General features: G+C 73.7%; 22 protein-coding genes and 1 riboswitch. Of the genes, 16 read left to right on the top strand and 6 right to left on the bottom strand.

Going from position 1 to position 26,722, the window contains the following annotated elements:
- The first annotated feature begins 89 nt into the window (after positions 1-89).
- From ACWCQK_RS13715 to cobI, 9 genes are all read left to right on the top strand, one after another.
- Positions 90-1,361: an anion permease gene (locus ACWCQK_RS13715; RefSeq protein WP_451155270.1), complete on the top strand. Its 1,272-nt coding sequence runs from the start codon at positions 90-92 to the stop codon at positions 1,359-1,361.
- A gap of 36 nt (positions 1,362-1,397) precedes the next feature.
- Positions 1,398-1,619 (top strand): hypothetical protein, encoded by a 222-nt coding sequence (locus tag ACWCQK_RS13710; protein WP_451155268.1) that lies wholly within the window; start codon positions 1,398-1,400, stop codon positions 1,617-1,619.
- Between the two features lie 157 nt (positions 1,620-1,776).
- A riboswitch (cobalamin riboswitch) is annotated at positions 1,777-1,917 on the top strand.
- A 104-nt stretch (positions 1,918-2,021) separates the two neighbouring features.
- On the top strand, positions 2,022-2,966 hold the full coding sequence (locus ACWCQK_RS13705; RefSeq protein WP_451155266.1) for a cobalamin biosynthesis protein: 945 nt from the start codon (positions 2,022-2,024) through the stop codon (positions 2,964-2,966).
- Positions 2,963-4,471 (top strand): cobyric acid synthase, encoded by a 1,509-nt coding sequence (locus tag ACWCQK_RS13700; protein ID WP_451155264.1) that lies wholly within the window; start codon positions 2,963-2,965, stop codon positions 4,469-4,471. The genes ACWCQK_RS13705 and ACWCQK_RS13700 overlap by 4 nt, the downstream gene beginning before the upstream one ends.
- Positions 4,468-8,121 (top strand): cobaltochelatase subunit CobN, encoded by a 3,654-nt coding sequence (cobN, locus tag ACWCQK_RS13695; protein WP_451155262.1) that lies wholly within the window; start codon positions 4,468-4,470, stop codon positions 8,119-8,121. The genes ACWCQK_RS13700 and cobN overlap by 4 nt, the downstream gene beginning before the upstream one ends.
- Entirely contained in the window at positions 8,118-10,115 is a 1,998-nt protein-coding gene (locus tag ACWCQK_RS13690) for a putative cobaltochelatase (protein ID WP_451155260.1), read from the top strand. Before cobN ends, ACWCQK_RS13690 begins: the two co-directional genes overlap by 4 nt.
- A complete protein-coding gene (gene cobO / locus ACWCQK_RS13685) occupies positions 10,115-10,723 on the top strand; it encodes a cob(I)yrinic acid a,c-diamide adenosyltransferase (protein ID WP_451155258.1) in 609 nt (202 codons plus the stop codon). The genes ACWCQK_RS13690 and cobO overlap by 1 nt, the downstream gene beginning before the upstream one ends.
- A complete protein-coding gene (locus ACWCQK_RS13680) occupies positions 10,717-12,159 on the top strand; it encodes a cobyrinate a,c-diamide synthase (protein WP_451155256.1) in 1,443 nt (480 codons plus the stop codon). The genes cobO and ACWCQK_RS13680 overlap by 7 nt, the downstream gene beginning before the upstream one ends.
- A complete protein-coding gene (gene cobI / locus ACWCQK_RS13675) occupies positions 12,156-12,905 on the top strand; it encodes a precorrin-2 C(20)-methyltransferase (RefSeq protein WP_451155254.1) in 750 nt (249 codons plus the stop codon). The genes ACWCQK_RS13680 and cobI overlap by 4 nt, the downstream gene beginning before the upstream one ends.
- A gap of 29 nt (positions 12,906-12,934) precedes the next feature.
- On the opposite strand, the gene ACWCQK_RS13670 is transcribed toward cobI, so the two are convergent.
- Positions 12,935-13,708, bottom strand: a complete 774-nt coding sequence (locus ACWCQK_RS13670; protein ID WP_451155252.1) for a ZIP family metal transporter — start codon at positions 13,706-13,708, stop codon at positions 12,935-12,937.
- Between the two features lie 83 nt (positions 13,709-13,791).
- On the opposite strand from ACWCQK_RS13670, the gene cobM reads away from it, so the two are divergent.
- Genes cobM through cobC form a run of 6 tightly spaced genes read left to right on the top strand, consistent with a single transcriptional unit; the run spans position 13,792 to position 20,136 of the window.
- Positions 13,792-14,610 (top strand): precorrin-4 C(11)-methyltransferase, encoded by an 819-nt coding sequence (cobM, locus tag ACWCQK_RS13665; RefSeq protein ID WP_451155250.1) that lies wholly within the window; start codon positions 13,792-13,794, stop codon positions 14,608-14,610.
- Positions 14,607-15,854: a precorrin-6y C5,15-methyltransferase (decarboxylating) subunit CbiE gene (gene cbiE / locus ACWCQK_RS13660; protein ID WP_451155248.1), complete on the top strand. Its 1,248-nt coding sequence runs from the start codon at positions 14,607-14,609 to the stop codon at positions 15,852-15,854. The genes cobM and cbiE overlap by 4 nt, the downstream gene beginning before the upstream one ends.
- Entirely contained in the window at positions 15,851-17,542 is a 1,692-nt protein-coding gene (gene cobJ, locus ACWCQK_RS13655) for a precorrin-3B C(17)-methyltransferase (RefSeq protein ID WP_451155246.1), read from the top strand. The genes cbiE and cobJ overlap by 4 nt, the downstream gene beginning before the upstream one ends.
- Positions 17,539-18,129 (top strand): precorrin-8X methylmutase, encoded by a 591-nt coding sequence (locus tag ACWCQK_RS13650; RefSeq protein ID WP_451155244.1) that lies wholly within the window; start codon positions 17,539-17,541, stop codon positions 18,127-18,129. Before cobJ ends, ACWCQK_RS13650 begins: the two co-directional genes overlap by 4 nt.
- The gene (locus ACWCQK_RS13645) at positions 18,126-19,079 is read left to right on the top strand and encodes a sirohydrochlorin chelatase (protein WP_451155242.1); all 954 of its coding nucleotides are present in this window, start codon (positions 18,126-18,128) and stop codon (positions 19,077-19,079) included. The genes ACWCQK_RS13650 and ACWCQK_RS13645 overlap by 4 nt, the downstream gene beginning before the upstream one ends.
- Positions 19,069-20,136: an Rv2231c family pyridoxal phosphate-dependent protein CobC gene (gene cobC / locus ACWCQK_RS13640; RefSeq protein ID WP_451155240.1), complete on the top strand. Its 1,068-nt coding sequence runs from the start codon at positions 19,069-19,071 to the stop codon at positions 20,134-20,136. The genes ACWCQK_RS13645 and cobC overlap by 11 nt, the downstream gene beginning before the upstream one ends.
- Positions 20,137-20,305: 169 nt before the next feature.
- Here cobC and ACWCQK_RS13635 read toward each other — a convergent pair whose 3' ends face one another.
- The 5 genes from ACWCQK_RS13635 to ACWCQK_RS13615 form a co-directional block, all read right to left on the bottom strand.
- Positions 20,306-21,217, bottom strand: a complete 912-nt coding sequence (locus tag ACWCQK_RS13635) for an SCO1860 family LAETG-anchored protein (RefSeq protein ID WP_451155238.1) — start codon at positions 21,215-21,217, stop codon at positions 20,306-20,308.
- Between the two features lie 292 nt (positions 21,218-21,509).
- Positions 21,510-22,607 carry an amidohydrolase family protein gene (locus ACWCQK_RS13630; RefSeq protein ID WP_451155236.1) on the bottom strand — a complete coding sequence of 366 codons (1,098 nt, stop codon included), beginning with the start codon at positions 22,605-22,607 and terminating at the stop codon, positions 21,510-21,512.
- Between the two features lie 21 nt (positions 22,608-22,628).
- Positions 22,629-23,429, bottom strand: a complete 801-nt coding sequence (locus tag ACWCQK_RS13625; RefSeq protein ID WP_451155234.1) for an amino acid ABC transporter ATP-binding protein — start codon at positions 23,427-23,429, stop codon at positions 22,629-22,631.
- Positions 23,426-24,262: an amino acid ABC transporter permease gene (locus ACWCQK_RS13620; RefSeq protein ID WP_451155232.1), complete on the bottom strand. Its 837-nt coding sequence runs from the start codon at positions 24,260-24,262 to the stop codon at positions 23,426-23,428. Before ACWCQK_RS13620 ends, ACWCQK_RS13625 begins: the two co-directional genes overlap by 4 nt.
- Entirely contained in the window at positions 24,259-25,101 is an 843-nt protein-coding gene (locus tag ACWCQK_RS13615; protein ID WP_451155230.1) for a transporter substrate-binding domain-containing protein, read from the bottom strand. The genes ACWCQK_RS13620 and ACWCQK_RS13615 overlap by 4 nt, the downstream gene beginning before the upstream one ends.
- 205 nt (positions 25,102-25,306) lie before the next feature.
- On the opposite strand from ACWCQK_RS13615, the gene ACWCQK_RS13610 reads away from it, so the two are divergent.
- Positions 25,307-26,407 (top strand): pyridoxal-phosphate-dependent aminotransferase family protein, encoded by a 1,101-nt coding sequence (locus ACWCQK_RS13610; RefSeq protein ID WP_451155356.1) that lies wholly within the window; start codon positions 25,307-25,309, stop codon positions 26,405-26,407.
- The last annotated feature ends 315 nt before the right edge of the window (positions 26,408-26,722 follow it).

The raw sequence follows: 26,722 nt of genomic DNA, 5'->3' as shown, positions 1-26,722 counted from the left end.
ACACCTTGACGCCCGCCCTAGTTCATCTTCCGTTCATCCAGGTTACCTACGTTCGTCCAGCCAATGACTTCGAAAGATTGCCTGGGTAAATGGAAAACTTCTCGCTGATCCTCGCGATTGTGGTGGTAACCGCACTCGCGTTTGATTTCACGAACGGTTTTCATGACACCGCCAACGCGATGGCCACGACCATCTCGACCGGTGCGCTCAAGCCCAAGATCGCGGTGGCCATGTCCGCCACGCTCAACCTCGTGGGCGCGTTCCTCTCCGTGGAGGTCGCCAACACGATCTCCAAGGGTCTCGTCGACGAGACCGGCATCCGTCCCGAGGTCATCTTCGCGGCCCTGGTCGGCGCGATCCTCTGGAACCTGCTGACCTGGCTGGTGGGCCTGCCCTCCAGTTCCTCGCACGCCCTGATGGGCGGTCTGATCGGTGCCACCATCGCCTCCGCGGGCACCGGGGCCGTCCACGGCGACGCGCTCGTCACCAAGGTCCTGATCCCGGCCGTCGCGGCCCCGATCGTCGCCGGCGCGGCCGCGCTGCTCGCCACCCGCCTGTCGTACACGCTGGGCAGGAAGGCCGACGGCAAGGCCGCCGCGAAGGGCTACCGCGCGGGCCAGATCGCCTCGGCCGGCCTGGTCTCGCTGGCCCACGGCACCAACGACGCGCAGAAGACGATGGGCATCATCACCCTCGCCCTGGTCGCCGGCGGCGCCGTCGCGCCCGACTCGGACCCGCCCGTCTGGGTCATCCTCTCCGCCGGTCTCGCCATCGCGCTCGGCACCTACCTCGGCGGCTGGCGCATCATCCGCACCATGGGCAAGGGCCTGACCGACCTTCAGCCGCAGCAGGGCTTCGCCGCCCAGACCAGCGCCGCGACGGTCATCCTGGCCTCCTCCCACCTCGGCTTCTCCCTCTCCACCACCCACTCGGTCTCCGGTTCGGTGATGGGCGCGGGCCTCGGCCGCAAGGGCGGCGTCGTGCGCTGGTCCACCGCGACCCGCATGTTCGTCGCCTGGGCCCTGACCCTGCCGGCCGCCGCGCTGGTCGGTGCCCTCGCCGAGTCCGTGACGGACCTCGGCGGCTGGGGCACGGCCGTCGTCGCCGTCTTCCTGATCGCCTCCAGCGCCGCGATCTGGAAGCTCTCCCGGCGCGAGGTCGTCGACCACAGCAACGTCAACGCCCCGGAGCGGCCCGCCGGTGTCGTGACCACCGCCATCGCCGCGGTGACCCCGCCTCCCGCGGGCACGGTGAGCACGGACCTCACGGCCACGATCCCCGCCCCCGCCGCGTCCCTCCCCGCCCAGGCCACCGCCGCGTCCGTCGCCGACCCGGCGACCCCGCCGGCCGCCACCGTCTGAACTCCCCGCGCACCCGGTTAAGAAGGAAGCATCACCATGAACATCGACTGGGCGAGCCTGGGTTCCGTGTTCGGCGTCAGCCTCGTGGTCACCGTGGTCCTCGTGGCCCTGTTCACCCTCGGCGTCATGGGCCTCTCGCGCCAGGAACGGGCGTCCGCGCGGGGCGGTTCCGCCGCGCTGGCCGTGACCGGCGCCTACGCCTGCTTCGCGGCCTGCACCGCCGCGGTGGCCTACGGGATCTATCTGATCGTCGCCTGACCCGCGCTCACACGCGCGCCGTCGCCCAAGGGGCGGCAGGAACCCACCGGTTCCTGCCGCCCCTCCCCACGTTCCACCGCCTTCACACGGGGCGGCACCCGTCGCCCGTGTGGGGCTGCACACACTCCTCCGTTGCAGGTCAACAGCAAGTTGACGGCCCTTCCGGGCCCGTGGTGGACTGCCGGAGCCATGTACGGAGGCAGAAGAGGAAGCCGGTGTGAATCCGGCGCGGTCCCGCCACTGTCACCGGGGTAGTAAGCCCCCGGGAGCCAGGAACTCTCGCCGCCGGTCTCGTCGAACCAGGGCGTGGACACCCTGAGTGAGGACATATCGCCATGCTCGGCTGCCGATCGAGTCTCAGCGCCCCGTCGTCGCCCGGTACCACCACGATCGGCTGAACCGATGCGTGCCGACCGCGTCTTCGCGTACGGCGCCACCGCCGGCCTCCTGGGCGACCTGCTCCTCGGCGATCCCCGCCGGGGGCACCCGGTCGCGGCGTTCGGGCGGGCGGCCGGGGCCGTCGAACGCATGCTGTGGCGGGACCACCGGGGCCGGGGCGCGCTGCACACCGTCGTGTGCGTCGGCGGCGCCGTGGCCCTCGGGGCCGCGGCCACCCGCGCCGCGCGTTCCTCCACCGCCGCCTCCGTGGCCCTGACCGCCACCGCCACCTGGGCCGTCGTCGGGGGCACTTCACTCGCCCGGGAGGCCGGGGCCGTCGCACGCGCGCTGCGCGCCGGGGACATCGACGGTGCCCGCGCCCGGCTGCCCCATCTGTGCGGGCGCGACCCGCAGGCCCTGGACGCCGACGGGATCGCCCGGGCGGTCGTCGAGTCGGTCGCCGAGAACACCTCCGACGCCGTCGTCGGCGCGCTGGTGTGGGGAGCCGTCGGCGGGGTGCCGGCCCTGCTCGGCTTCCGGGCCGTCAACACCCTCGACGCCATGGTCGGCCACCGCTCGCCGCGCTATCTGCGCTACGGGTGGGCCTCCGCCCGCCTCGACGACCTCGCGGGCTGGCCGGGCGCCCGCCTCACCGCCGTACTCGCGGCCCTCGCCGGAGACGATCCGCGGGGGGCCGTACGGGCCTGGAGGGCCGACGCGGCCCGGCATCCCAGTCCCAACGCCGGTCCGGTGGAAGCCTCGTTCGCGGGAGCCCTCGGCGTGCGGCTCGGCGGCACCCTCTCCTACGCCGGGCGGGTCGAGCACCGGCCCGTCCTCAACGGCGCCGGCGGACGGCCCGTCCGGGTCACGGACATCGACCGGGCCGTACGGCTCTCCCGTCGCGTCGGCTGGCTCGCGCTCGGCGTCAGCGCCGCGGCCCGAATCCTCGTGAAGGGACGCACGTCATGAACGGTGGTCTCCTGGTCGCCGGCACCACCTCCGACGCCGGCAAGAGCGTCGTCACCGCGGGGATCTGCCGCTGGCTGGTGCGACAGGGCGTCAAAGTGGCGCCGTTCAAGGCGCAGAACATGTCCCTGAACTCGTTCGTCACCCGCGAGGGCGCCGAGATCGGGCGTGCCCAGGCGATGCAGGCACAGGCCGCGCGCGTCGAGCCGACCGCGCTGATGAACCCCGTGCTGCTCAAGCCCGGGAGCGACCGCAGCAGCCAGGTCGTCCTCATGGGCAGGGCCGTGGGCGAGATGACCGCGCGCGGCTATCACGGGGGGCGGCAGCAGGCGCTCCTCGGGACCGTCCTCGACTGCCTCGCCGAGTTGCGGGGCACCTATGACGCGGTGATCTGTGAAGGGGCCGGCAGTCCGGCCGAGATCAACCTGCGCCGGACCGACATCGTGAACATGGGGATCGCCCGCAACGCCCGGCTGCCCGTGCTCGTGGTCGGCGACATCGACCGCGGGGGCGTGTTCGCCTCCTTCTTCGGCACGGTCGCGCTGCTGTCCCCCGAGGACCAGGAGTTCGTCGCGGGCTTCCTCGTCAACAAGTTCCGCGGCGACGTGTCGCTGCTGGAACCCGGGCTGGACATGCTGCACGGACTCACCGGCCGCCGCACGTACGGCGTCCTGCCGTTCCGGCACGGCCTCGGCATCGACGAGGAGGACGGACTGCGGGTCTCCCTGCGGGGGGCCGTCCGCGAGTCGGCGGTGTCCGCCCCGGTCGGCGAGGACGTCCTGCGGGTCGCGGTCTGCGCGATCCCGCTGATGTCCAACTTCACGGACGTGGACGCGCTGGCCGCCGAACCGGGCGTCGTGGTGCGGTTCGTGGACCGGGCCGAGGAACTCGCCGACGCCGATCTCGTCGTGGTGCCGGGAACCCGGGGGACGGTCGCCGCCCTGGAATGGCTGCGGCGGCGCGGTCTCGCGGACGCGCTGCTGCGCAGGGCCGCCGAGGGACGGCCGGTGCTCGGCGTCTGCGGCGGCTTCCAGATCCTCGGCGAGCACATCGAGGACGAGGTGGAGAGCCGGCGCGGGGCGGTCGACGGGCTCGGGATGCTGCCCGTACGGGTGCGGTTCAGGCCCGAGAAGACCCTCGCCCGACCGGTCGGCGAGGCCCTCGGCGAACAGGTCGAGGGGTACGAGATCCACCACGGGGTCGCCCGGATCACCGGCGGGGAGCCCTTCCTGGACGGCTGCCGGGTCGGCGCCGTCTGGGGCACCCACTGGCACGGCTCACTGGAGTCGGACGGTTTCCGGCGGGCCTTCCTGCGCGAGGTGGCGGCCGCCGCGGGCCGCCGCTTCGTACCGGCCCCCGACACGTCGTTCGCCGCGCTGCGCGAGGAACAGCTCGACCGGCTCGGCGACCTGATCGAACAGCACGCGGACACGGACGCGCTGTGGCGGCTCATCGAGTCCGGCGCGCCGCAAGGACTGCCCTTCATCCCACCGGGAGCGCCCGCATGAGCACAGTGTTGTTGTTGTCGACCGCCGACACCGATCTGCTGGCGGCCCGGGCCTCCGGCGCCCCGTACCGGATCGGCAACCCGACCCGGGTCGACGTCGCCGAGGAGCTCCCGGAGCTGATCCGGGGCGCCGACCTCGCCGTCGTACGGCTGCTCGGCGGCAAGCGGGCCTGGGAGGACGGGCTGGCCGTGCTGAAGGCGTCCGGCGTGCCGACCGTGCTGCTCGGCGGGGAGACCGTTCCCGACGCCGAGCTGATGGCGGAGTCCTCGGTGCCGGCCGGCGTCGTCGCGGAGGCGCTGCGCTATCTCGTCGAGGGCGGCCCCGCCAACCTCGTCGAGCTGGCCCGGTTCCTGTCCGACACCGTGCTGCTGACCGGCGAGGGCTTCGTCGAACCGCTGAAGATGCCGGAGTACGGGGTCCACGGGTCGCGTCCGCGTGAAGCGGGCCGGCCGACCGTCGGCGTGCTCTTCTACCGCGCCCACCAGCTGAGCGGCAACACCGGCTTCGTGGACACACTGTGCGACGCCATCGAGGCGCGGGGCGTCAACGCCCTTCCCGTGTACTGCGGTTCACTGCGCGGCGCCGATGCCGGGCTGTACGAGATCCTCGCGTCGGCCGACACGCTGGTCGCCACCGTGCTCGCCGCGGGCGGCACCCACGCCTCGCGGGCCTCCGCGGGCGGCGACGAGGAGGCCTGGGACATCGGCGCCCTCGCCGACCTCGACATCCCCGTGCTGCAAGGGCTCTGCCTGACCTCGTCGAAGAGCGCCTGGGAGGCGTCGGACGCCGCGCTCTCCCCCATGGACGCGGCGATGCAGGTCGCCATCCCGGAGTTCGACGGACGCCTCATCACCGTGCCGTTCTCCTTCAAGGAACAGGGCCCGGACGACGTGCCGGTGTACGTCGCCGACCCCGAGCGGGCCGCGCGGGTCGCCGGAATCGCCGTACGGCACGCCCGGTTGAGGCACCGGCCCAACGCCGAGAAGAAGCTCGCGCTGGTCTTCACCGCGTACCCCACCAAGCACTCCCGGGTCGGCAACGCGGTCGGACTCGACACACCCGCCTCCGCGGTACGGGTCCTCGACGCCCTGCGGGACGCCGGGTACGGGGTCGACGGGCACCCCGACGACGGCGACGAGCTGATCCACCGGCTGATCGCGGCCGGCGGCCACGACGTCGAGTGGCTCACCGAGGAACAGCTCGCCGCCGCGCCCGCCCGCGTGCCCCTGGCCGACTACCGGGAGTGGTTCGAGCGGCTCGATCCCCGGCTGCGCGACGGGATGCGGGAGGCGTGGGGCGAACCGCCGGGCAACCTGTACGTCGACGGGGACGACATCGTCCTGGCGTCCCTGCGGTTCGGGAACGTCGTCGTCATGATCCAGCCGCCGCGCGGCTTCGGCGAGAACCCGATCGCGATCTACCACGACCCCGACATGCCGCCGTCGCACCACTACCTGGCGGCCTACCGGTGGCTGGAGAACAGCTTCGGGGCCGACGCGGTCGTCCACATGGGCAAGCACGGCACGATGGAGTGGCTGCCGGGCAAGGGCCTGGGCCTCAGCGGCGGCTGCGCGCCGGACGCCGTCCTCGGTGAACTGCCCCTGATCTACCCCTTCATCGTCAACGACCCCGGCGAGGGCACCCAGGCCAAGCGGCGCGGCCACGCCACGGTCGTCGACCATCTGGTGCCGCCGATGGCCCGCGCCGACACCTACGGCGACCTGGCCAAGCTGGAGCAGCTCCTCGACGAGTACGCGCTCGTCTCCGACCTGGACCCGGCCAAGGCCCCGGCCGTCCGTGCCCAGATCTGGACGCTGGTCAAGGCGGCCGAGCTGCACCACGACCTGCATGTCGACGAACAGCCGGACGACGGTGCCTTCGACGAGTTCGTCATGCACATCGACGGCTATCTGTGCGAGATCAAGGACGTGCAGATCAGGGACGGCCTGCACATCCTCGGCGGCGGGCCGGTCGGCGAGCCGCGGGTGAACCTGGTGCTGGCCGTGCTGCGCGCCTCGCAGGTGTGGGGCGGGCAGGCGAACGCGCTGCCGGGGCTGCGGGCCTCGCTGGCCGGGCACTTCGGGCTGGTGGAGAAGGAACTGCTCGCCGAGCCGGGCGCGCCGGTGAAGGTGCCGGTCGAGCTGACGGACCTGGTCGAGGGGCCCGCGCGCAGTGCCGCCGACGCGATCGATCTGCTGGAACAGCTGTGCCGGCGGCTCGCGGAGGGCATGGAGGCGAGCGGCTGGACGGCGACGGCCGTACCCGCGCTGCTGCGTGACGTGCTCGGCACCGAACTTCCCGACGCCGCCGCGGTGCTGGAGTTCGCGTGTCGCGAGGTCGTGCCCCGGCTGGCCCGTACGACCGACGAGATCGACCACATCCTCAAGGCGCTCGACGGCGGTTACGTCCCGGCCGGCCCGTCGGGGTCCCCGACCCGTGGACTCGTCAACGTCCTGCCGACCGGCCGCAACTTCTACTCGGTCGACCCCAAGGCGATCCCCTCCCGGCTGAGTTGGGAGGTCGGGCAGTCGCTCGCCGACTCCCTCGTGCAGCGCTACCTCCAGGACACCGGCGCCTACCCGCGGTCCGTCGGTCTGACGGTCTGGGGCACCTCGGCCATGCGCACCCAGGGCGACGACATCGCCGAGATCCTGGCGCTGCTGGGCTGCCGCCCGGTCTGGGACGACGCCTCGCGCCGCGTCACCGGCTTCGAGATCGTGCCGCCGGCCGAACTCGGCCGGCCGCGCATCGACGTCACCGTCCGTATCTCCGGCTTCTTCCGGGACGCTTTCCCGCACGTCGTCGGGCTCATCGACGACGCGGTGCGGGCGGTGGCGGAGCTCGACGAACCGGACGAGTCCAACTACGTCCGGGCGCACGTGGAGCAGGACGCGGCGCAGCACGGCGACCGGCGGCGCGCGACGGCCCGGGTCTTCGGCTCCAAGCCGGGCGCGTACGGGGCGGGCCTGCTGCCGCTGATCGACGCCCGCAACTGGCGCTCGGACGCCGACCTCGCCGAGGTGTACGCGGTGTGGGGCGGCTACGCCTACGGGCGTGGGCTCGAAGGCCGGGCGGCGCGCGGGGACATGGAGACGGCGTTCCGGCGGATCGCGGTGGCCGCGAAGAACGTGGACACCCGTGAGCACGACCTGGTCGACGCCGACGACTACTTCCAGTACCACGGCGGCATGGTCGCCATGGTGCGGCACCTGACGGGCACCTCGCCGGAGGCGTACGTGGGTGATTCGGCGACGCCGGACCAGGTGCGCACCAGGACCCTGGGCGAGGAGACGCACCGGGTGTTCCGCGCCCGGGTCGTCAACCCGCGCTGGATGGCGGCGATGCGCCGGCACGGCTACAAGGGCGCCTTCGAGATGGCGGCGACCGTCGACTACCTCTTCGGCTACGACGCGACGGCCGGGGTCGTGGACGACTGGATGTACGAGAAGCTCAGCGCCGAGTACGTCTTCGACGCCGAGAACCGGGACTTCATGAAGAAGTCCAATCCGTGGGCGCTGCGCGGCATCACCGAGCGGCTGCTCGAAGCGGCCGACCGCGGCCTGTGGGCCGAGCCGGACGCGGACACGCTGGAACGGCTGCGGGCCACCTATCTGGAGCTCGAAGGCGACTTGGAGGGCGACGACCAGTGAGTACCCCCTTTCCGTTCACGGCCGTCGTCGGTCAGGACGATCTGCGGCTCGCGCTGCTGCTGAACGCCGTGTCGCCCGCGGTGGGCGGTGTGCTGGTGCGCGGCGAGAAGGGCACCGCCAAGTCGACGGCCGTCCGGGCGCTCTCCGCGCTGCTGCCCGAGGTCGCCGTGGTCCCCGGCTGCCGTTTCGCGTGCGACCCGGGCGCGCCCGACCCGGCGTGCCCGGACGGCCCGCACGAGGCGGGGACGGGCGCGCGCCGCCCGGCCCGCATGGTCGAACTGCCGGTCGGCGCGTCCGAGGACCGGCTGGTCGGGGCCCTCGACATCGAGCGTGCGCTCGCCGAGGGCGTGAAGGCCTTCGAGCCGGGACTGCTCGCCGACGCCCACCGCGGGATCCTCTACGTCGACGAGGTGAACCTGCTGCACGACCACTTGGTGGACCTGCTGCTGGACGCGGCCGCCATGGGGGCCTCGTACGTCGAGCGTGAGGGCGTGTCCGTGCGGCACGCCGCCCGGTTCCTGCTGGTCGGGACCATGAACCCCGAGGAGGGGGAGCTCAGGCCCCAGCTCCTGGACCGGTTCGGGCTGACCGTCGAGGTGTCCGCCTCGCGCGAGCCGGACCAGCGCGTGGAGGTCGTACGGCGACGGCTCGCCCACGACGACGACCCCGCCGGCTTCGCGGCTCGCTGGGCCGGGGAGGAGAGCGCCGTGCGGGCGCGGATCGTGGCGGCGCGGGCGCTGCTGCCGTCGGTACGGCTCGGGGACGGCGCGCTGCGGCAGATCGCGGCGACCTGTGCCGCGTTCGAGGTGGACGGGATGCGGGCCGACATCGTGATGGCCCGGACGGCCACCGCGCTGGCGGCGTGGGCCGGGCGCACGGACGTGCTCGCGGAGGACGTACGGCAGGCGGCGCTGCTGGCGCTGCCGCACCGGCGGCGGCGCAATCCCTTCGACGCGCCGGGCCTCGACGAGGACCGGCTCGACGAGACGCTGGAGGAGTTCGGCGGGTCCGAGGACGACGATCCGGATCCCGACGGGCCCGGAGGCGGTGGCGGGCAGCCGCCGCGGGCCGACGGTCCGCGGGGCGGCGACACGGGTGCGACGCCCGAGGCCGGTGAGGGCGGTGAGCCGCAGCCGTCCGGCGCGGGCGCCGGCGAGCGGGCCGCCGTACGGGCGGCGGAGCCCTTTCGCGCGAAGGTGCTGAGCGTTCCCGGTCTCGGCGAGGGTGCGGCCGGACGGCGTTCGCGGGCCCGGACCGAGCACGGGCGGACCACGGGTGCGCGACGGCCCCGGGGGGCCCTGACGAAGCTGCATCTCGCGGCGACCGTGCGGGCGGCCGCGCCGCATCAGCGGGCGCGCGGCCGGTCCGGGCGCGGTCTCGTGGTGCGCCGGGACGATCTGCGGCAGGCGACCCGGGAGGGGCGCGAGGGCAACCTCGTGCTGTTCGTGGTCGACGCCTCCGGCTCGATGGCGGCCCGGCAGCGGATGAGTGCCGTGAAGGGTGCCGTGCTGTCCCTGCTGCTCGACGCGTACCAGCGGCGCGACAAGGTGGGGCTGGTGACGTTCCGGGGGACGGCGGCGGAGCTCGCGTTGCCGCCGACGTCGTCCGTGGACGCCGCCGCCGTGCGGCTGGAGTCGCTGCCGACCGGCGGGCGTACCCCGCTCGCGGCGGGGCTGTTGCGGGCCCACGAGACGCTGCGGGTGGAGCGGCTGCGGGATCCCGCGCGGCGAGCGCTGGTGGTGGTCGTGACGGACGGCCGGGCCACCGGCGGGCCCGAACCGGTGGCGCTGGCCGGGCGTGCGGCCGGGCTGTTCGCGGCCGAGGGGATCGCCTCGGTGGTCGTCGACTGCGAGTCCGGGCCGGTGCGGCTGGGACTCGCCGGGCGGCTCGCGGACGAGCTGGGCGGGACGGCGGTGACGCTGGACGAGCTGCGGGCCGACTCGATCGCCGGGCTGGTCAGGGATGTGCAGGGAACTTCGGGGAGGGCCGCGTAGTGCCGCAGGGGCAGCCGAGTGTGGTGCCGGACGACGGTCTGACGACGCGCCAGCGGCGCAACCGTCCGCTGGTCGTGGTGCACACCGGGATCGGGAAGGGCAAGTCCACCGCCGCGTTCGGGCTCGCGCTGCGCGCCTGGAACCAGGGGTGGCCGATCGGGGTGTTCCAGTTCGTCAAGTCGGCGAAGTGGAAGGTCGGCGAGGAGAACGCGCTGCGGGTGCTGGGGGCGTCCGGCGAGGGCGGCAGCGTCGCCTGGCACAAGATGGGCGAGGGCTGGTCCTGGGTCCAGCGGGATCTCCAGGGGGACAACCACAGCAACGAGGAGAAGGCCCGCGAGGGCTGGGAGCAGGTCAAGCGGGACCTGGCGGCCGAGACGTACCGGCTGTACGTGCTGGACGAGTTCGCGTACCCGATGCACTGGGGCTGGATCGACACCGACGAGGTCGTCGACGTGCTGCGCGCGCGGCCCGGCACCCAGCATGTGGTGATCACCGGGCGGAACGCGCCGGAGAAGCTGGTCGGCTTCGCCGATCTCGTCACCGACATGTCCAAGGTCAAGCATCCGATGGACGCCGGCCAGAAGGGCCAGAGGGGCATCGAGTGGTGAGGTCCGTGCCCCGGCTGGTGATCGCCGCGCCGTCCTCCGGCAGCGGCAAGACCACCGTCGCCACGGGGCTGATGGCCGCCTTCGCGGGGCGCGGACTCGCCGTGTCGCCGCACAAGGTCGGTCCCGACTACATCGACCCCGGGTACCACGCGCTCGCCACCGGGCGGGTGGGGCGCAACCTCGACGCGTACCTGTGCGGTCCCGAGCTGGTCGGGCCGTTGTTCGCGCACGGCGCGCGCGGATGTGACGTCGCCGTCGTCGAGGGGGTCATGGGGCTGTACGACGGTGCCGCCGGGGAGGGCGAACTGGCGTCCACCGCGCAGGTCGCGAAGCTGCTGCGGGCGCCGGTGGTGCTCGTCGTCGACGCTTCGTCGCAGTCCCGGTCGGTGGCGGCGCTGGTGCACGGCTTCGCGTCCTGGGACCCGGAGGTGCGGATCGGGGGCGTGATCCTGAACAAGGTCGCGTCGGACCGGCACGAGGAGTTGCTGCGGGAGGCGCTGGACTCGGCGGGGGTGCCGGTGCTGGGGGTGCTGCGGCGCGTCGCGGGGGTGGACACGCCGTCGCGGCATCTGGGGCTGGTGCCGGTCGCCGAGCGGCGGACGGAGGCGGTCTCCGCTGTCGCGGCGATGGCGGCGCAGGTCTCCGCCGGATGTGATCTGGACGCGTTGCTGGGGCTCGCGCGCGGTGCGGGGTCGGTTCCGGGGGAGGTGTGGGACGCGGCCGAGGCGCTGGCCTCCTCGCCCCCGCCGCCCCTTCCCGTCCCGTCCCCGGAGGAGCTGTCCCCGGACCCCGTTCGGCCTGGACGGCCTCGGCCTCGAACGCCGGACGGGCCGGTCACCGTAGCCGTCGCCGGTGGGTCCGCCTTCAGCTTCTCCTACGCCGAGCACGGCGAACTGCTCGCCGCCGCCGGTGCCGACGTCGTGCCGTTCGACCCGCTGCGGGACGAGCGACTCCCCGAGGGGACGCGGGGGTTGGTCATCGGCGGCGGTTTCCCGGAGGTGTACGCCGCCGAGTTGTCCGCCAACGAGCCGCTGCGCGAGGCCGTCGCCGAGCTGGCGCTGAGCGGGGCTCCCGTCGCGGCCGAGTGCGCGGGGCTCTTGTACCTGTGCCGGGAGCTGGACGGGCGGCCGATGTGCGGGGTGCTCGACGTCAGTGCGCGGATGAGCGAGCGGCTCACCCTCGGGTACCGGGACGCCGTGGCCGTGAGCGACAGTGTGCTCGCGAGCGCCGGGCAGCGGATGCGCGGGCACGAGTTCCACCGGACCGTCGTCGAGCCGGGCGCGGGCGAGGTCGCGGCCTGGGGGATGCGTGCCCCCCGCCCGGCGCGGCTCGAGGGTTTTGTCCAAGCGGGGGTGCACGCGAGCTATCTGCACACGCACTGGGCGTCGGCGCCCGGTGTGGCCCGTCGGTTCGTCGAGAGGTGCCGGACGTCATGAGCAGCAGGCTGATCGGAGTGGGAGTCGGTCCCGGCGATCCCGAGCTGGTGACCGTCAAGGGGGTCAACGCGCTGCGGGCGGCCGAGGTGGTCGTCGTACCGGTGATGGCCGCGGCGGACGGGACGGACGGCGGTGAGCGCGGCCGGGCCGAGGCGACCGTGCTGCACTACGTGCCCGAGGAGAAGGTCGTCCGGGTGGTGTTCGCGCTGAACGAGCGCAGCGACCGAGCCCGGCGCGAGGCCGCCTGGGACGCGGCCGGGGCGCGGGTCGCCGGGCTGCTGGAGACGCACGGCAGTGTCGCCTTCGCGACCATCGGCGATCCGAACGTGTACTCGACCTTCACCTATCTGGCGCTGACCATCGCCGAGTCGGTGCCGGGGGTCGTCGTGGAGACCGTGCCCGGGATCACCGCCATGCAGGATCTCGCGGCGCGTTCGGGCGCGGTGCTCACCGAGGGGACCGAGCCGCTGACCCTGGTGCCGGTCACCGCGGGGGCCACCGTGCTCAAGGACGCGTTGAACGGGCCCGGCACGGTCGTCGCGTACAAGTTCGGCCGGCAGGCCGGGGAGGTCGCGAAGGCGCTGCGCGAGACCGGACGGATCGAGGGTGCCGTGTGGGGCTCGGCGCTGGGGCTGGCGGAGGAGTCGATCCAGCCGGCCGCGGACCTCGGGGACGGTCCGCTGCCCTACCTCTCGACGCTCATCGCACCCGCGCCGCGGGACGGCGGCCGGGGCGGCAAACTGTGACGGCCCACGGCGCGCCGGGCTCATCCGGCTCACCCGGCCAAGCCCACCACCAGCCAGATGAACGCCACGCCCGCGACCGTGCACAGCAGGGTCGAGCGGGCGGGGTGCTCGTGGTGGGCCTCGGGGAGGATCTCGGCCGCCGCGAGGTAGAGCAGCGCACCGCCGAAGAAGCCGAGATAGCCGCCGAGCAGTGCTTCGGGGATGGTGAAGAACGCGGTCGAGGCGGCGCCGACGGCCGGTGCCGCCGCGTCCGCGAACAGCATCGCGAGCGCCTTGCGCCGGGCGTTCCCGTACAGGCTGGTGATCGTGTACGTGTTGAAGCCGTCCGCGAAGTCGTGGGCGATCACCGCGAGCGCGACCGCCGTGCCCATACCGCCGCCGACCTGGAACGCCGCGCCGATCGCCACACCGTCCATGGTGCTGTGCCCGACCAGCGCGGCGGCCGCCGTCAGGCCCACCTCGGGTGTCCGGCCGTCGTGCGCCGCCCGGCCGGCGTGTCCCTCGGGCCCGTCCGGGTCCCCGCTCTCGTCGGCGCCGTGCCCGGCCTGACGAGCGGCCAGCAGCCGTTCCACCATATGGGCCAGCAGGAAGCCCGCCACGAAGAGCAGGAGCGCGGCCGGTACGCCGTGGATCTCGGTGCCCGCCGCCCGCAGTGCCTCGGGCAGCAGGTCCAGGCCCACCACGCCGAGCATCAGGCCACCGGCCAGGCCGAGGACGAGATGGCGGCGGTCGGTCACCCGCTGTGCCGTCCAGCCGCCGGCCAGCGTCATCAGGAACGCGCCGAGCGCGACGAGGACCGCCATGTGACCTTGCTATCCGATCGACCCCGGGTCGCGCACGTCCGACCCCCGTCACGTCGACGTTCCGTACGAGAGGACTCGAACTCATGGCCGATGTCACCCACGGCAAGGTGACCTTCGTCGGCGCCGGCCCCGGCGCCGCCGATCTGCTGACGTTCCGCGCCGCGCGCGCCATCGCCGAGGCCGACGTCGTGATCTGGGCCGCGAGCCTGGTCCAGGCGGAGGTCCTCGCCCACGCGCGGGCGGACGCGGAGATCCTCGACTCGGCGGTCATGTCCCTGGAGGACGTGGTCGCGGTGTACGAGCGGGCCCGCGAGGACGGGCTGCGGGTGGCCCGGATCCACTCCGGCGACCCCGCGCTGTGGGGCGGCACGCAGGAGCAGCTCGACCGGTGTGCCGGGCTCGGGATCGAGACGGAGGTCGTGCCCGGCGTGTCCTCCTTCTCGGCCGTGGCCGCGCTCGCGCAGCGTGAGCTGACCATCCCCGAGGTCGCGCAGTCCGTCGTGCTGACCCGGCTCGGCGGCGGCAAGACGCCGATGCCGCCCGGGGAGGAGGTGCGCGAGTTCGCCCGGCACGGGACGACCATGGCGGTCTTCCTGTCGGCCGCGCGCAGCGGCCAGCTGGTGCGGGAGCTGCTGGAGGGCGGGTATCCGACCGGCACCCCGGTCGTCGTGGCCCATCAGGCGACGTGGCCGGAGGAGCTGATCGTGAAGTGCACGATCGGCACGCTGGAGGAGACCGTCAAGGAACACAAGCTCTGGAAGCACACCCTGTTCCTGGTCGGTCCGGCGCTCGACGCCCGCGGTACGCGCTCGCATCTCTACCACCCCGGCCACTTCCACGGTCACCGCAAGGCGGACCCTGAGGCCCGCAAGGCCCTGCGCGCCCAGGGCGCCGGCACGTGATCACGGTCGTCGGCACGGGAACCGGTGCGCCGCCGCCCGCGGACGTGCTCGCGGGGGCGGAACTCGTCGTGGGCGGCCGGCGGCACCTGGACGCCGTACGGACCGCGCTGCCGGAGACGGCCGAGCTGATCGTCCTCGGGGCGCTGGCTCCCGCCCTCGACGCCGTCGAGGAGTACGTCGGCAAGGGGCGGCCGGTCGTCGTGCTCGCCTCCGGGGACCCGGGATTCTTCGGGATCGTGCGGGTGCTCGCGCGGCGGTTCGGTTCCGGGGCGCTCGACGTACGGGCCGGGGTGTCGTCCGTCGCGGCCGCGTTCGCCCGGGCCGGTCTCGCCTGGGACGACGCCGTGGTCGTCAGCGCGCACGGGCGGGAGCTGCGCGGCGCCGTCAACGTGTGCCGCGCGCATCCGAAGGCCGCCGTGCTGACCGGGCCCGGCGCGGGCCCCGCCGAGCTGGGCGCGGCCCTCGCCCGCGCGTCCGCCGACCGGGTCCTGGTGGTGGCCTCGGCGCTCGGCGACCCCGCGCGCGAACGCGTCGAGCGGGTGACGCCGGCGCAGGCCGCCGCCCGTGACTGGGGTTCGGCGGTGAGCGTGGTGCTGTGCCTGGACGAGACGCGGGCGCCCGGCGGGGTGCGGACGGTCGCCGGGGCGGCGCCTGGCCCGGCGGGCTGGGCGCTGGAGGAGACCGGGTTCGCGCACCGGGACTCGATGATCACGAAGTTCGAGGTGCGGGCGCTGGCGCTGGCCCGGCTCGGGCCACGCCCGGGTGACCTGGTCTGGGACGTCGGCGCCGGCTCCGGGTCGGTGGCCGTGGAGTGTGCGCGGCTGGGCGCCGCCGTCAGCGCGGTGGAGAAGACCTCGGACGGTGTCGGGCGGATCCGTGCCAACGCCGCCGCGCACGGCGTGGACGTGCACGTGGTGCGGGGCACGGCGCCCGAGGCGCTGACGGAACTCGACGATCCCGACGCGGTGTTCGTCGGCGGCGGAGGCCGTGAACTGCCCGGCATCGTCACCGCGTGCGCGCGGCGGGCGAGGCGGAGCGTGGTCGTCGCGATGGCGGCGCTGGACCGGGTGCCGGCCGCGCGGGCGGCACTCGCCGGAGCCGGGTTCGACTGCGACGGCGTGTTGTTGCAGTCGTCGCGGCTCGCGCCGCTGCCGGGGGACGTGACCCGGCTGGCGGCGACCAATCCCGTGTTCCTGCTGTGGGGCACCCGCCCCGACGTGTGTAGCGAAGGAGTTGCTCAGTGATCGGCCTCATTTCCGCCACCGCGGCGGGGGCGGCGGCGCGCGACCGGCTGGCCGCGGCCTGGCCGGACCGTACGCGGGTGTACGACGGGCCCGTGGGAGACGCGGTACGGCGGGCGTTCGCGGAGTGCGGGCAGCTGGTGTGCTTCCTGGCGACGGGGGCGGTGGTACGGCTGGTCGCACCGCTGCTGGGCGACAAGCGCACCGATCCGGGTGTGGTCTGTGTCGACGAGGGCGGCCGGTTCGCCGTGTCGCTGCTGGGCGGCCACGGCGGCGGCGCCAACGAACTGGCCCGCGCGGTGGGCGGGTTGCTGGGCGCCGAGCCGGTGGTGACGACCGCGACGGACGCGGTGGGTGTGCCCGGTCTCGACACCCTCGGCCTCCCCGTGGAGGGAGACGTCGCCGGGGTGACCCGGGCCCTGCTGGACGGGGAGCCGGTCGCGCTCGACGCGGAGGTGTCCTGGCCGCTGCCCGCGCTGCCGGTGGCGGCGCGCGGCGCGTACACGATCCGGCTGACCGACCGCGCGGTGGAGGCCGCCGCGCACGAGGTGCTGCTGCGTCCGCCGTCCCTGGTCGTCGGGGTCGGCGCGTCCCGGGGCGCCCCGGCCGACGAGGTGCTCGGGCTGGTCGAGGAGGCGCTGCGGGAGGCGGGACTGTCCGCGCGCAGTGTCGCCGAACTGGCCACCGTCGACGCCAAGGAGCGCGAGCCCGGCATCGTCGAGGCCGCCGCACGGCTCGGCGTACCCCTGGTGACGTACCGAGCCGGGGAGTTGGCGGCCGTCGAGGTGCCGAACCCCTCCGACGCGCCCCTCGCCGCCGTCGGCACCCCCTCCGTCGCGGAGGCCGCCGCCCTCGCGCGCGGCGGTGAACTCCTCCTCCCCAAGCGGAAGTCGCGGCGCGCCGACGGGCGGCCCGCGATGGCGACCTGCGCGGTCGTACGGCGTCCGGGGCGCGGGCGGCTCGCGGTGGTGGGGCTCGGTCCCGGCGCCCGGGACCTGCTGACGCCGCGCGCCGAGGCGGAGTTGCGGCGGGCGTCCGTGCTCGTCGGACTCGACCAGTACGTCGACCAGATCCGTGATCTGCTGCGGCCCGGTACCCGGATCCTGGAGTCGGGGCTCGGCGCGGAGGAGGAGCGGGCGCGGACCGCGGTCGCCGAGGCCCGGCGCGGGCGGGCCGTCGCGCTGATCGGGAGCGGGGACGCGGGCGTGTACGCCATGGCGTCGCCCGCGCTCGCCGAGGCGTCCGACGACATCGACGTGGTCGGGGTGCCCGGGGTGACGGCGGCGCTGGCGGCCGGGGCGATCCTGGGCGCGCCGCTGGGCCACGACCACGTCTCGATCAGCCTGTCCGACCTGCACACGCCGTGGGAGGTCATCGAGCGGCGGGTGCGGGCCGCGGCCGAGGCGGACCTCGTCGTGACGTTCTACAACCCGCGCAGCCGGGGCCGGGACTGGCAGTTGCCGAAGGCCCTGGCGATCCTCGCGGAGCACCGGGAGCCGACCACGCCGGTCGGAGTCGTACGCAACGCCTCGCGCCCGGACGAGTCCAGCCGGGTCGGCACGCTGGCCGCGCTGGACCCGGCGACGGTCGACATGATGACGGTCGTGACCGTGGGCAACACGGCGACCCGGCGGATCGCGGGCCGCATGGTGACCCCGCGCGGCTACCGCTGGCAGGAGGAGCCTCAGTGAACCGTGTGGTCCATCCGATCGAGCGGGAGTCCTTCCGGCGGCTGCGGGCCCGGCTGGACACCTCGCACCTCGCGCCGCTGACCCGGGCGGTGGTGGAGCGGGTGATCCACTCCGCGGCCGACCTCGACTACGCCGGCGATCTCGTGCTGGACGAGGGGACGTTGGAGAAGGCGCACGCCGCGCTGCACGCGGGGGCGCCGGTGGTCGTCGACGTGGAGATGGTCGCCGCGGGCATCACGCGCCGCGAGACCGTCTGCCGTCTGAGGGACGCGAGGTCCGGCCCCGGGCTGACCCGTTCGGCGCACGCGATCCGGCTCGCGTACGAGGAGGTCGGCCCCGGTGCCCTGTGGGTGATCGGCTGTGCGCCGACCGCGCTGGAGGAGCTGCTGACGCTGGACGCCTCCCCCGCGCTCGTCATCGGTCTGCCCGTCGGATTCGTCGGGGCGGCCGAGTCCAAGGCCGCGTTGCGCGCGAGCGGGCTGCCGGCCGTGAGCAACGTGTCCGAGAAGGGCGGTTCGGCGGTCGCCGCGGCCGCGCTCAACGCCCTGCTGTACCAGCCCGTTTCACCTGCCGAGGAGAAGTCGTGACCACCGCGCCGCCCGCCCTGCTCATCGCCGGCCATGGCACCCGGGACGAGGCCGGAGCCGAGGCGTTCCGTTCCTTCGTCCGGGAGTTGGGCCGCCGCCACCCCGAACTGCCCGTCGCGGGCGGCTTCATCGAGCTGTCGCCGCCGCCGCTGGGCGACGCGGTGGCCGAGCTGGTGGAGCGGGGGGTGCGCCGGTTCGCCGCCGTACCGCTGATGCTGGTGTCCGCCGGGCACGCCAAGGGGGACATCCCGGCGGCCCTGTCCCGTGAGAGGGAACGGCACCCCGGGATCTCGTACACCTACGGCCGGCCGCTGGGCCCGCACCCGTCGCTGCTGAACGTGCTGGAGCGGCGCCTGGACGAGGCGCTCGGCGGTGCGGGCCGTACGCCCGAGGACCGGGCCGACGTGACCGTGCTGCTGGTCGGGCGCGGCTCGACCGACCCGGACGCCAACGCCGAGGTGCACAAGGCGGCGCGGCTGCTGTGGGAGGGGCGCGGCTACGCGGGCGTGGAGACGGCGTTCGTGTCCCTTGCGGCACCGGACGTGCCCAGCGGTCTCGACCGGTGTGTGCGGCTGGGCGCCCGCCGGATCGTCGTCCTGCCCTACTTCCTGTTCACCGGCATCCTCCCGGAGCGGGTACGTCAGCAGACGGAGGGCTGGGCGGCCGCGCATCCCGGGGTCGAGGTGCGGTCGGCGGATGTGATCGGTCCCGAGCCGGAGCTGCTGGACCTGGTGTGGGAGCGGTACGAGGAGGCGGTGAAGGGCGATCTGCGGATGAACTGCGACTCGTGCGTGTACCGCATCGCGCTGCCGGGCTTCGAGGACAAGGTGGGGCTGCCGCAGCAGCCGCACTTCCACCCGGACGACGACGGGCATCACGACGGTCAGCACGACGGCCACCATCACGGGCACCACCAGCACGGGGGGCACACGCATTCGCATGCCCACTGACGACTCCCTCGCAGAAGGCCCCGACCTGCGGCATCACGGGGACGCCGAGATCCGCGACGACGGGGCGGAGCTGGTCGACCTGGCCGTCAACGTCCGCGCGGACACGCCTCCGGCCTGGCTGCGGGAGCGGATCACCGGATCGCTCGGCGTGCTCGCCGCCTATCCGGACGGGCGGGCGGCACGGGCGGCGGTGGCGGCACGGCACGGGCTGCCGGTGGACCGGGTGCTGCTGACGGCGGGCGCGGCGGAGGCGTTCGTGCTGCTGGCGCGCGCGCTGAAGGTACGCCGGCCCGTGGTCGTGCACCCGCAGTTCACCGAGCCGGAGGCGGCGCTGCGCGACGCCGGGCACACCGTCGACCGGGTGCTGCTGCGGGCGGCGGACGGCTTCCGGCTGGATCCGGCCGCGGTGCCCGAGGACGCGGACCTGGTGGTGATCGGCAATCCGACGAATCCCACGTCGGTGTTGCATCCGGCCTCGGCGATCGCCGGACTCGCCCGCCCGGGCCGGACGTTGGTGGTCGACGAGGCGTTCATGGACGCGGTGCCGGGCGAGCGCGAGGCCCTGGCGGGACGGACGGACGTGCCGGGGCTCGTGGTGCTGCGCAGTCTCACCAAGACCTGGGGCCTGGCCGGGCTGCGTATCGGGTACGTGCTGTCGTCCCCGGAGACGGTCACCGCGCTGGAGCGGGCCCAGCCGCTGTGGCCGGTCTCCACGCCCGCGCTCGCGGCGGCCGAGGCGTGCGTGGCCCCCCGGGCGCTGGCGGAGGCGGCCCACGCGGCTCGTCGCGTCGCCGGTGACCGGGCCCATCTGGTCGCGGGTCTGACGCGGTCGACGGCCGCGGGGGTGCGGGTCGTCGGTCCGGCCGAGGGACCGTTCGTGCTGGTGCGGATGCCGGACGCGGGCGCCGTACGGCGGCGGCTGCGGGAACTGGGCTTCGCGGTACGGCGCGGCGACACGTTTCCCGGGCTGGGCGAGGAGTGGGTACGGCTCGCGGTGCGGGACCGGACGACGTCGAACGCCTTCCTGGAGGCGCTGGGGCGGGCGTTGACCGGGTGAGGCGGGGGTGAGTGGGGGGACGGCGAGGACGCCGGGAAGGACGCCCCCCGCCGTCCCCAGCCGCCCCCGCCGCCCCCAGGCCGGGGTCGCCCCCCCCGGACCCCCGCCCCCCGGGCCCCCGTCCCTCGGACCCCGCCCCTCGGACGACTCCGTCGCCGTCGCCGTCGGTTCAGCCCCGGCGCCGCGCCACCGCCACCGCTCCCCCGCCGGCCACGAGCAGCGCGACCGCGCCGCCCACGAGGTACGGCGTCACCGAACTCCCGCCGGTCTGCGCCAGGTCGGTCTTCGCGGGGGCGTCCTGGGGCTGCGCGTCGGACGCCGGTTCGGCGCCCGCCGGTGCCGGGGCCGCCGACGCGGCGGGAGCCTCGCAGGTCGCCTTCGCGAGGCTCAGGCTGCCCTTCACCTCGGCCACGTTGAGGTTCAACGGGTTGATGGACACCGTGAGTTCGAGCGCGGTCGCGGCCGCCGTACGCGAGGTGGTCGCCCGCTTGGACAGGTCCAGGCGCACCTCGCCCACGCCGGGCACCTTGACGATCGTGGGGCCGCCCGCGGTCAGCGTGGTCCGCTTGCCGAGGACGGTCACCGAGCCGAGGACGTTGGCCGAGGCGACCGGCGTCTTCCCGGTCTCGCAGGTCGCCTTCGAGGTGATGCCGTCGACCTCGATGACGGACAGCAGGGGCAGGCCGGGCACGTGGAGCTTGACGTGGGCGAGGTCGGTGAGCCCCTCGGCCTTGGTGGCGGTGACCGTGGCCTTCGCCGTCGCCACGTCGGCGCGCAGCACGCTGAACGGCTTTCCGCTGTCGACACCGTCGAGGCGGGCGGTGAGCGCGGTCTCCCGCGCGTTCTGCCGGTGCGGGGCCTCGACCTCGTTGAGGGAGACCGCGAGCGGGACGTCCACGGTCTTGTCGGCGAGGGCCACGTCGAGGCCGGTGCGCAGGACGGCGGCGCTCGCGCGGCCCTGGCCGGTGGTCGCGTGGGCCGGGTCCGCCGCGGCGAGGGCCGCGGGACCGGCGGCCAGGGAGGTGGCCGCGGCGACGGCGGCGAGACGGCGTGCGGGCATGCGGAAGTGGTTGCCGTTCAAGGCGTGGGACCCCCAGAAGAGACGTGCTCGGGACCCGGCAAGAATTACGCACTGGGAGTGAACGGGCAGCGATCCTGGGGCACTTCACTCCATCGTGGGGTTTCCGCGAACCTTTTCGAATCACGCGGCACAGGTGTTCCCCTGCGGTACTCCCGCGGCTCCCTCCGTGCGAGCGTGCGGCCCTCGCACCCGCGCGTGCGAGGGAGCGCAACGACGCGACCGCCCGGCCGGTCACGCCTCGTCAACCGAGCGGGTCCGGCGGGCGGTGCGTCAAGGCGCTCCCGCGGCGCCCTCAGCCGACGACACGCCCGTTCAGCACCACCCGCGACGGAGCCGCCAGCACCCGGACGTCGGCCCGTGGGTCGCCCTCGTACACGACCAGGTCCGCCGGTGCCCCATCCTCCAGGCCGGGACGGCCCAGCCAGTCGCGCGCGCCCCAGGTGGTGGCCGCGAGCGCCTCGACCGGGGGGATGCCGGCCGTCACCAGTTCCGCGACCTCGCCGGCCACCAGGCCGTGCGCGAGGGTACCGCCGGCGTCGGTGCCGACGTACACCGGGACACCGGCGTCGTAGGCGGCGCGCACCGTGTCGTAGCGGCGCTCGTGCAGCCGTCGCATATGGGCCGACCAGCGCGGGTATCTGTGCTCGCCGCCGGCGGCGAGCTGCGGGAAGGTGGCGATGTTGACGAGGGTCGGGACGATGGCCACGCCCCGCTCGGCGAACAGCGGGATGGTGTCCTCGGTCAGGCCCGTCGCGTGCTCGACGCAGTCGATGCCGGCCTCGACCAGGTCCCGCAGGGAGTCCTCGGCGAAGCAGTGGGCGGTGACGCGGGCGCCCAGGCGGTGGGCCTCGGCGATCGCCGCCTCGACCGCCTCGCGCGGCCAGCAGGCCGACAGGTCGCCGAGGTCGCGGTCGATCCAGTCGCCGACCAGCTTGACCCAGCCGTCGCCGCGCCGCGCCTCCTGGGCGACGTACGCGACGAGTTCGTCCGGCTCGATCTCGTGGGCGAAGCCCCGCATGTAGCGGCGGGTGCGGGCGATGTGCCGGCCGGCCCGGACGATCTTCGGGAGATCCTCGCGCTCGTCGGTCCAGCGGGTGTCTGAGGGCGAGCCCGCGTCGCGGATGAGCAGGGTGCCGGCCTCCCGGTCGGTCAGCGCCTGTTTCTCGGCCACGTCCTGGCCGACCGGGCCGTGCGGGCCCAGGCCGACATGACAGTGCGCGTCGACGAGGCCGGGCAGCGCCCAGCCCTCGACGACGCGGACGTCGCGGGCACCGGCCGGACGTTCGTACGAGATCCGGCCGCCGACCACCCACAGCTCGTCCCGGACGTCGGTGTCCCGCGGGCCGGCCAGCACCCGCCCCTTCACGTGCAGCACCGCGTGATCGCTCATGCACCGCACCTTAGTGAGCCGCTAGGCGGATCCGCCCACCTGGTCCGAGGTCTCCTCCTCCGTCTCCGTCATCTCGGCCATCGCGGGGTCGAGGAGGCGGGAGAGGAAGTGCCGGGTGCGTTCGTGGCGCGGGGCGCCGATGACCTCGCCGGGGGCGCCGTCCTCGACGATCACTCCGCCGTCCATGAAGACGACCCGGTCGGCGACCTCGCGGGCGAAGGTCATCTCGTGGGTGACGACCATCATCGTCATGCCCTCGTTCGCGAGCATGCGCATGACCGCGAGGACGTCGCCGACCAGCTCCGGGTCGAGCGCCGAGGTCGGCTCGTCGAAGAGCATCACCTCGGGGCCCATGGCGAGGGAGCGGGCGATGGCGACACGCTGCTGCTGGCCGCCGGAGAGGGAGGCCGGATAGGCGTCCGCCTTCTCGGACAGGCCGACGCGCGCCAGGTTCTCGGCGGCGACCTTCGCGGCCTCCGCCTTGCCGCGGCGCAGCACCCGGCGCTGCGGCAGCGTGAGGTTCTCGGTCACCGACAGGTGCGGGAAGAGGTTGAACTGCTGGAAGACCATGCCGATCCGGCGGCGGACGGCGTCGATGTCGACGTCCGGGTCGGTCAGTTCGGTGCCACCGACGAAGACCTGGCCCCGGGTGGGTTCCTCCAGGAGGTTCACGCAGCGCAGCAGGGTCGACTTGCCCGAGCCCGAGGGGCCGATGACGCAGACGACCTCGCCCCGGGCGATCTCCAGGTCGATGCCGCGCAGCACCTCGTTCGCGCCGAAGGACTTGTGCAGGTCCTTGACCTGGATCTCCGGTCGGCTCATGTGACGGCCTCCTGCGCCTTGGCCTCCATACGGCGTACGACGAAGCCGAGCGGGATCGTGACCAGCAGGTAGCACAGGCCGGCGACGAGGATCGGGGTGGAGTTGGCCGTCGTGCTGGCCAGGTCCCGGCCGTACTTGGACAGTTCGCGCTCCTCCAGGGTCACTCCGAGGAGCAGCACCAGGGAGGAGTCCTTGAAGAGCATCACGAGTTCGTTGGTGAGCGGCGGCAGGATGATCCGGAAGGCCTGCGGGATGACGATCGAGACCATCGCGCGGGCGGGCGAGAAGCCCAGGGAACGGGCCGCCTCCAGCTGCCCCTTGGGGACCGCCTGGATGCCCGCGCGGAACGTCTCCGCCATGTAGGCGGCGCCGATCAGGCCGAGTCCGATGGCGGCCTTGCCGTACGTCCCGCCCGGGATCTCCGTGCCGGGGAACGCCAGCGGCACGGCCACGCCGATGAAGACGAAGATCAGCAGCGCGGGCAGGCCGCGGAAGATCTCGATGTAGACGCTCGCGATCCAGCGGTAGGGGCCCACGGACGACAGCCGCATCAGGGCGACGACCAGGCCGAGGGCCAGGCCGAGCACGAAGCCGGAGGCCGTGAACAGCACGGTGTTCTTCAGCGCCAGCGTGATGACGTCCGGGAACATCTGGCGGGCGATGTCCCACTGCGCGAACTGGTTCTTCAGGCGCGCCCAGTCGGCCGTGACCGCGAAGAGGATCACGACGGCGGCGAAGACCACGTACTGCGCTCCGCGCGACAGGCCGCGCTTGTGCCGTCGGCTCAGCCCCTTCCTGCGGGGCTGGACCTCGGCCTCGGTGGTGTCGCTCATGAGGCGGACGGCGAGGCGGCGGACGCGTCGTACGGGCCGATCCACTTCTCGTAGAGCTTCTTGTACGTGCCGTCGGCCTTGGCCTCGGTGATCGCCTTGTCGATGGCGGCGAGGAGCTTGGTGTTGCCCTTCTTCACCGTGAAGCCGTACTGCTCGCCGGTGTTCAGGTTGTCCACGACCTTGAAGGCGTCGGCGTTGGCCTTGTCCTTCAGCCAGCCCTGGACGACCGGGTAGTCGATGACGACGGCCTTGACCTGGCCGGTGCGCAGGCCGTTGAGGACGGCGTCGGAGGACTCGAAGGAGACCGGGTCGAGCCCCTTGCTCTTCGCGTAGTCCTCGCCGGTGGTCTGCGCCTGGGCGCCGACCTTGTTGTCCTTGAGGTCCGCGAAGGAGCCGATGCCGCTCTTCCGGCCGACCAGGACGGCCTGGGTGGCGTCGAAGTACGGCTCGGAGAAGTCGACGTTCTTCTTGCGCTCCGCCGTGATGGTCATACCGGCGGCGGCCACGTCGCACTGCCCGGCGTTGAGGAACGCGCCGGTCTTGAAGTTCTCGAACGGCGTGTCGAGGATCTCCTGCTTCACGCCGAGGTTCTTGGCGACCAGGTCGATCAGCGAGACGTCGAAACCCTGCGCCTTGCCGTCGATCTCCGACTGGAAGGGCGGGTAGGGCAGGTGGGTGCAGGTGGTGAGCTGCCCGGCCTTGACGAGTTCGACCCCGCCGGCCGCTGTCTTCGTACCGCCGCCGCTGTCGCTCGAGGAGCAGCCGGCCACGAGGACCAGTCCGGCCGTCGCCGCGGTGGCGGCCAGGACGCGGGCCCGGCGTGCGAGGAGCGTGTTCACGGGGTGACCTCCTGAAGGGGTCCGTGGGGGGACGAGTGAACTATGGGTTCCGATTATAAGGAGATGTTTGAGTCTCTCAAACCAAACCGATGGCCAGACGGCCGTCCAGCCTGAGAAGTCGCCGGTCGGAAGGGGTGTGAGCGGCGCCGGATACCCTCGTCTGCGTCGACCGCCCGTGAGTGAAGAGAGCGAAGAGAGCACCGCCGTGACCCACCCCTTCCTCGACCTGCCCCCGCTGAGCGCCGCGCGCTTCGCCTCGATCGAGGACCGGGTCGCCCGGCTGCTCGGCACCCGGCAGGACGTCGTGATCATGCAGGGCGAGGCCCTGCTGCCGCTGGAGGGCGCGATCCGCGGGACGGCGGGCCCCGGCACCACGGCCCTGAACGTGATCACCGGCCCGTACGGGCAGACCTTCGGCGGCTGGCTGCGCGACTGCGGCGCCACGGTGATCGATCTGGCCGTGCCCTTCCACACGGCCGTCACCGCCGCGCTGATCCGGCAGGCGTTCGCCGAGCACCCCGAGATCGACTTCGTGTCGCTGGTGCACGCCGAGGCGGCGACCGGCAACACCAACCCGGTCGCGGAGATCGGTGACGTGGTGCGAGAGCACGGCGCGCTGTTCTACCTGGACGCGGTCGCCTCCGTCGGGGCCGAGCCGGTGCTGCCGGACGCCTGGGGCGTCGACCTGTGCGTGATCGGCGCGCAGAAGGCGATGGGCGGTCCGGCCGGGGTGTCGGCGGTGTCGGTGAGCGAGCGGGCGTGGGCGCGGATGGCCGCGAACCCCGGGGCGCCGCGCCGGTCGTACCTGTCGCTCCTCGACTGGAAGGAGCGCTGGCTCGACGGCGGCCGCACCGCGCTGCCGCACGCTCCGGCCCAGCTGGAGATGCTCGCGCTGGAGGCCTGCGTCGAGCGGATCGAGGCGGTGGGACCGGAGGCGGTGATGGCCCGGCACCGGGGCGCCGCGCTGGCCACCCGGGCCGGAGCGGTGGCCCTGGGCGGGGGCCTGGAGCCGTATGTGCACGAGGCGAGGGACGCGGCGCCGGTCGCCACCACCCTGCGGACGCCTCCCGGGGTGGTGGCCTCGGAGCTGGTGGCCCGGGCGCTGGCGGCCGACCCCGCGCTGCCGCTGGCCGCGGGCGGGGGCGCGCTGGCGAAGGAGATGATCCGGGTCAACCACTACGGGCCGGACGCGACTTTGGGAGCGGTACGGGCGAGCCTGGCGGCGCTGGGCGCCGCGCTGGGCGAACAGGGGCAGGCCGTGGACCTGGAGGCGGCCCACCGGGCCGCGGAGGACGCGTGGCGTTAGCGGCGTCGGCGTCGGCGTCGGCGTCGGCGTCGGCGTCGGGGAGAGGTACGGCATACCTGTCTCCCGGACGCCGTCCGCCGCCCGCACACTTCGGACGGGCCGCGTCACAACATTTCGCGGCCCGAATTCCGGATTAATTCTCGAATTTCTATTCAAGGTAGCTCCCCGCATTCTCCTGCCCGCTCGATCCGTACGTAAACGCAAAGATTTCGCTAACGCCCAGTGGCGTGATTCGCGGGGATCTCGTGAAGGTTACGCCCGTGTGACCCGTCCCACAAGCCGACCTTTTTGCGGCTTTTGTAGCGGACAAATCAT

This window comes from Streptomyces sp. NPDC002306 (assembly GCF_053593435.1).
Note: the sequence above shows the minus strand (reverse complement) of the source record. Positions and strands in the feature narration are given on the sequence as shown.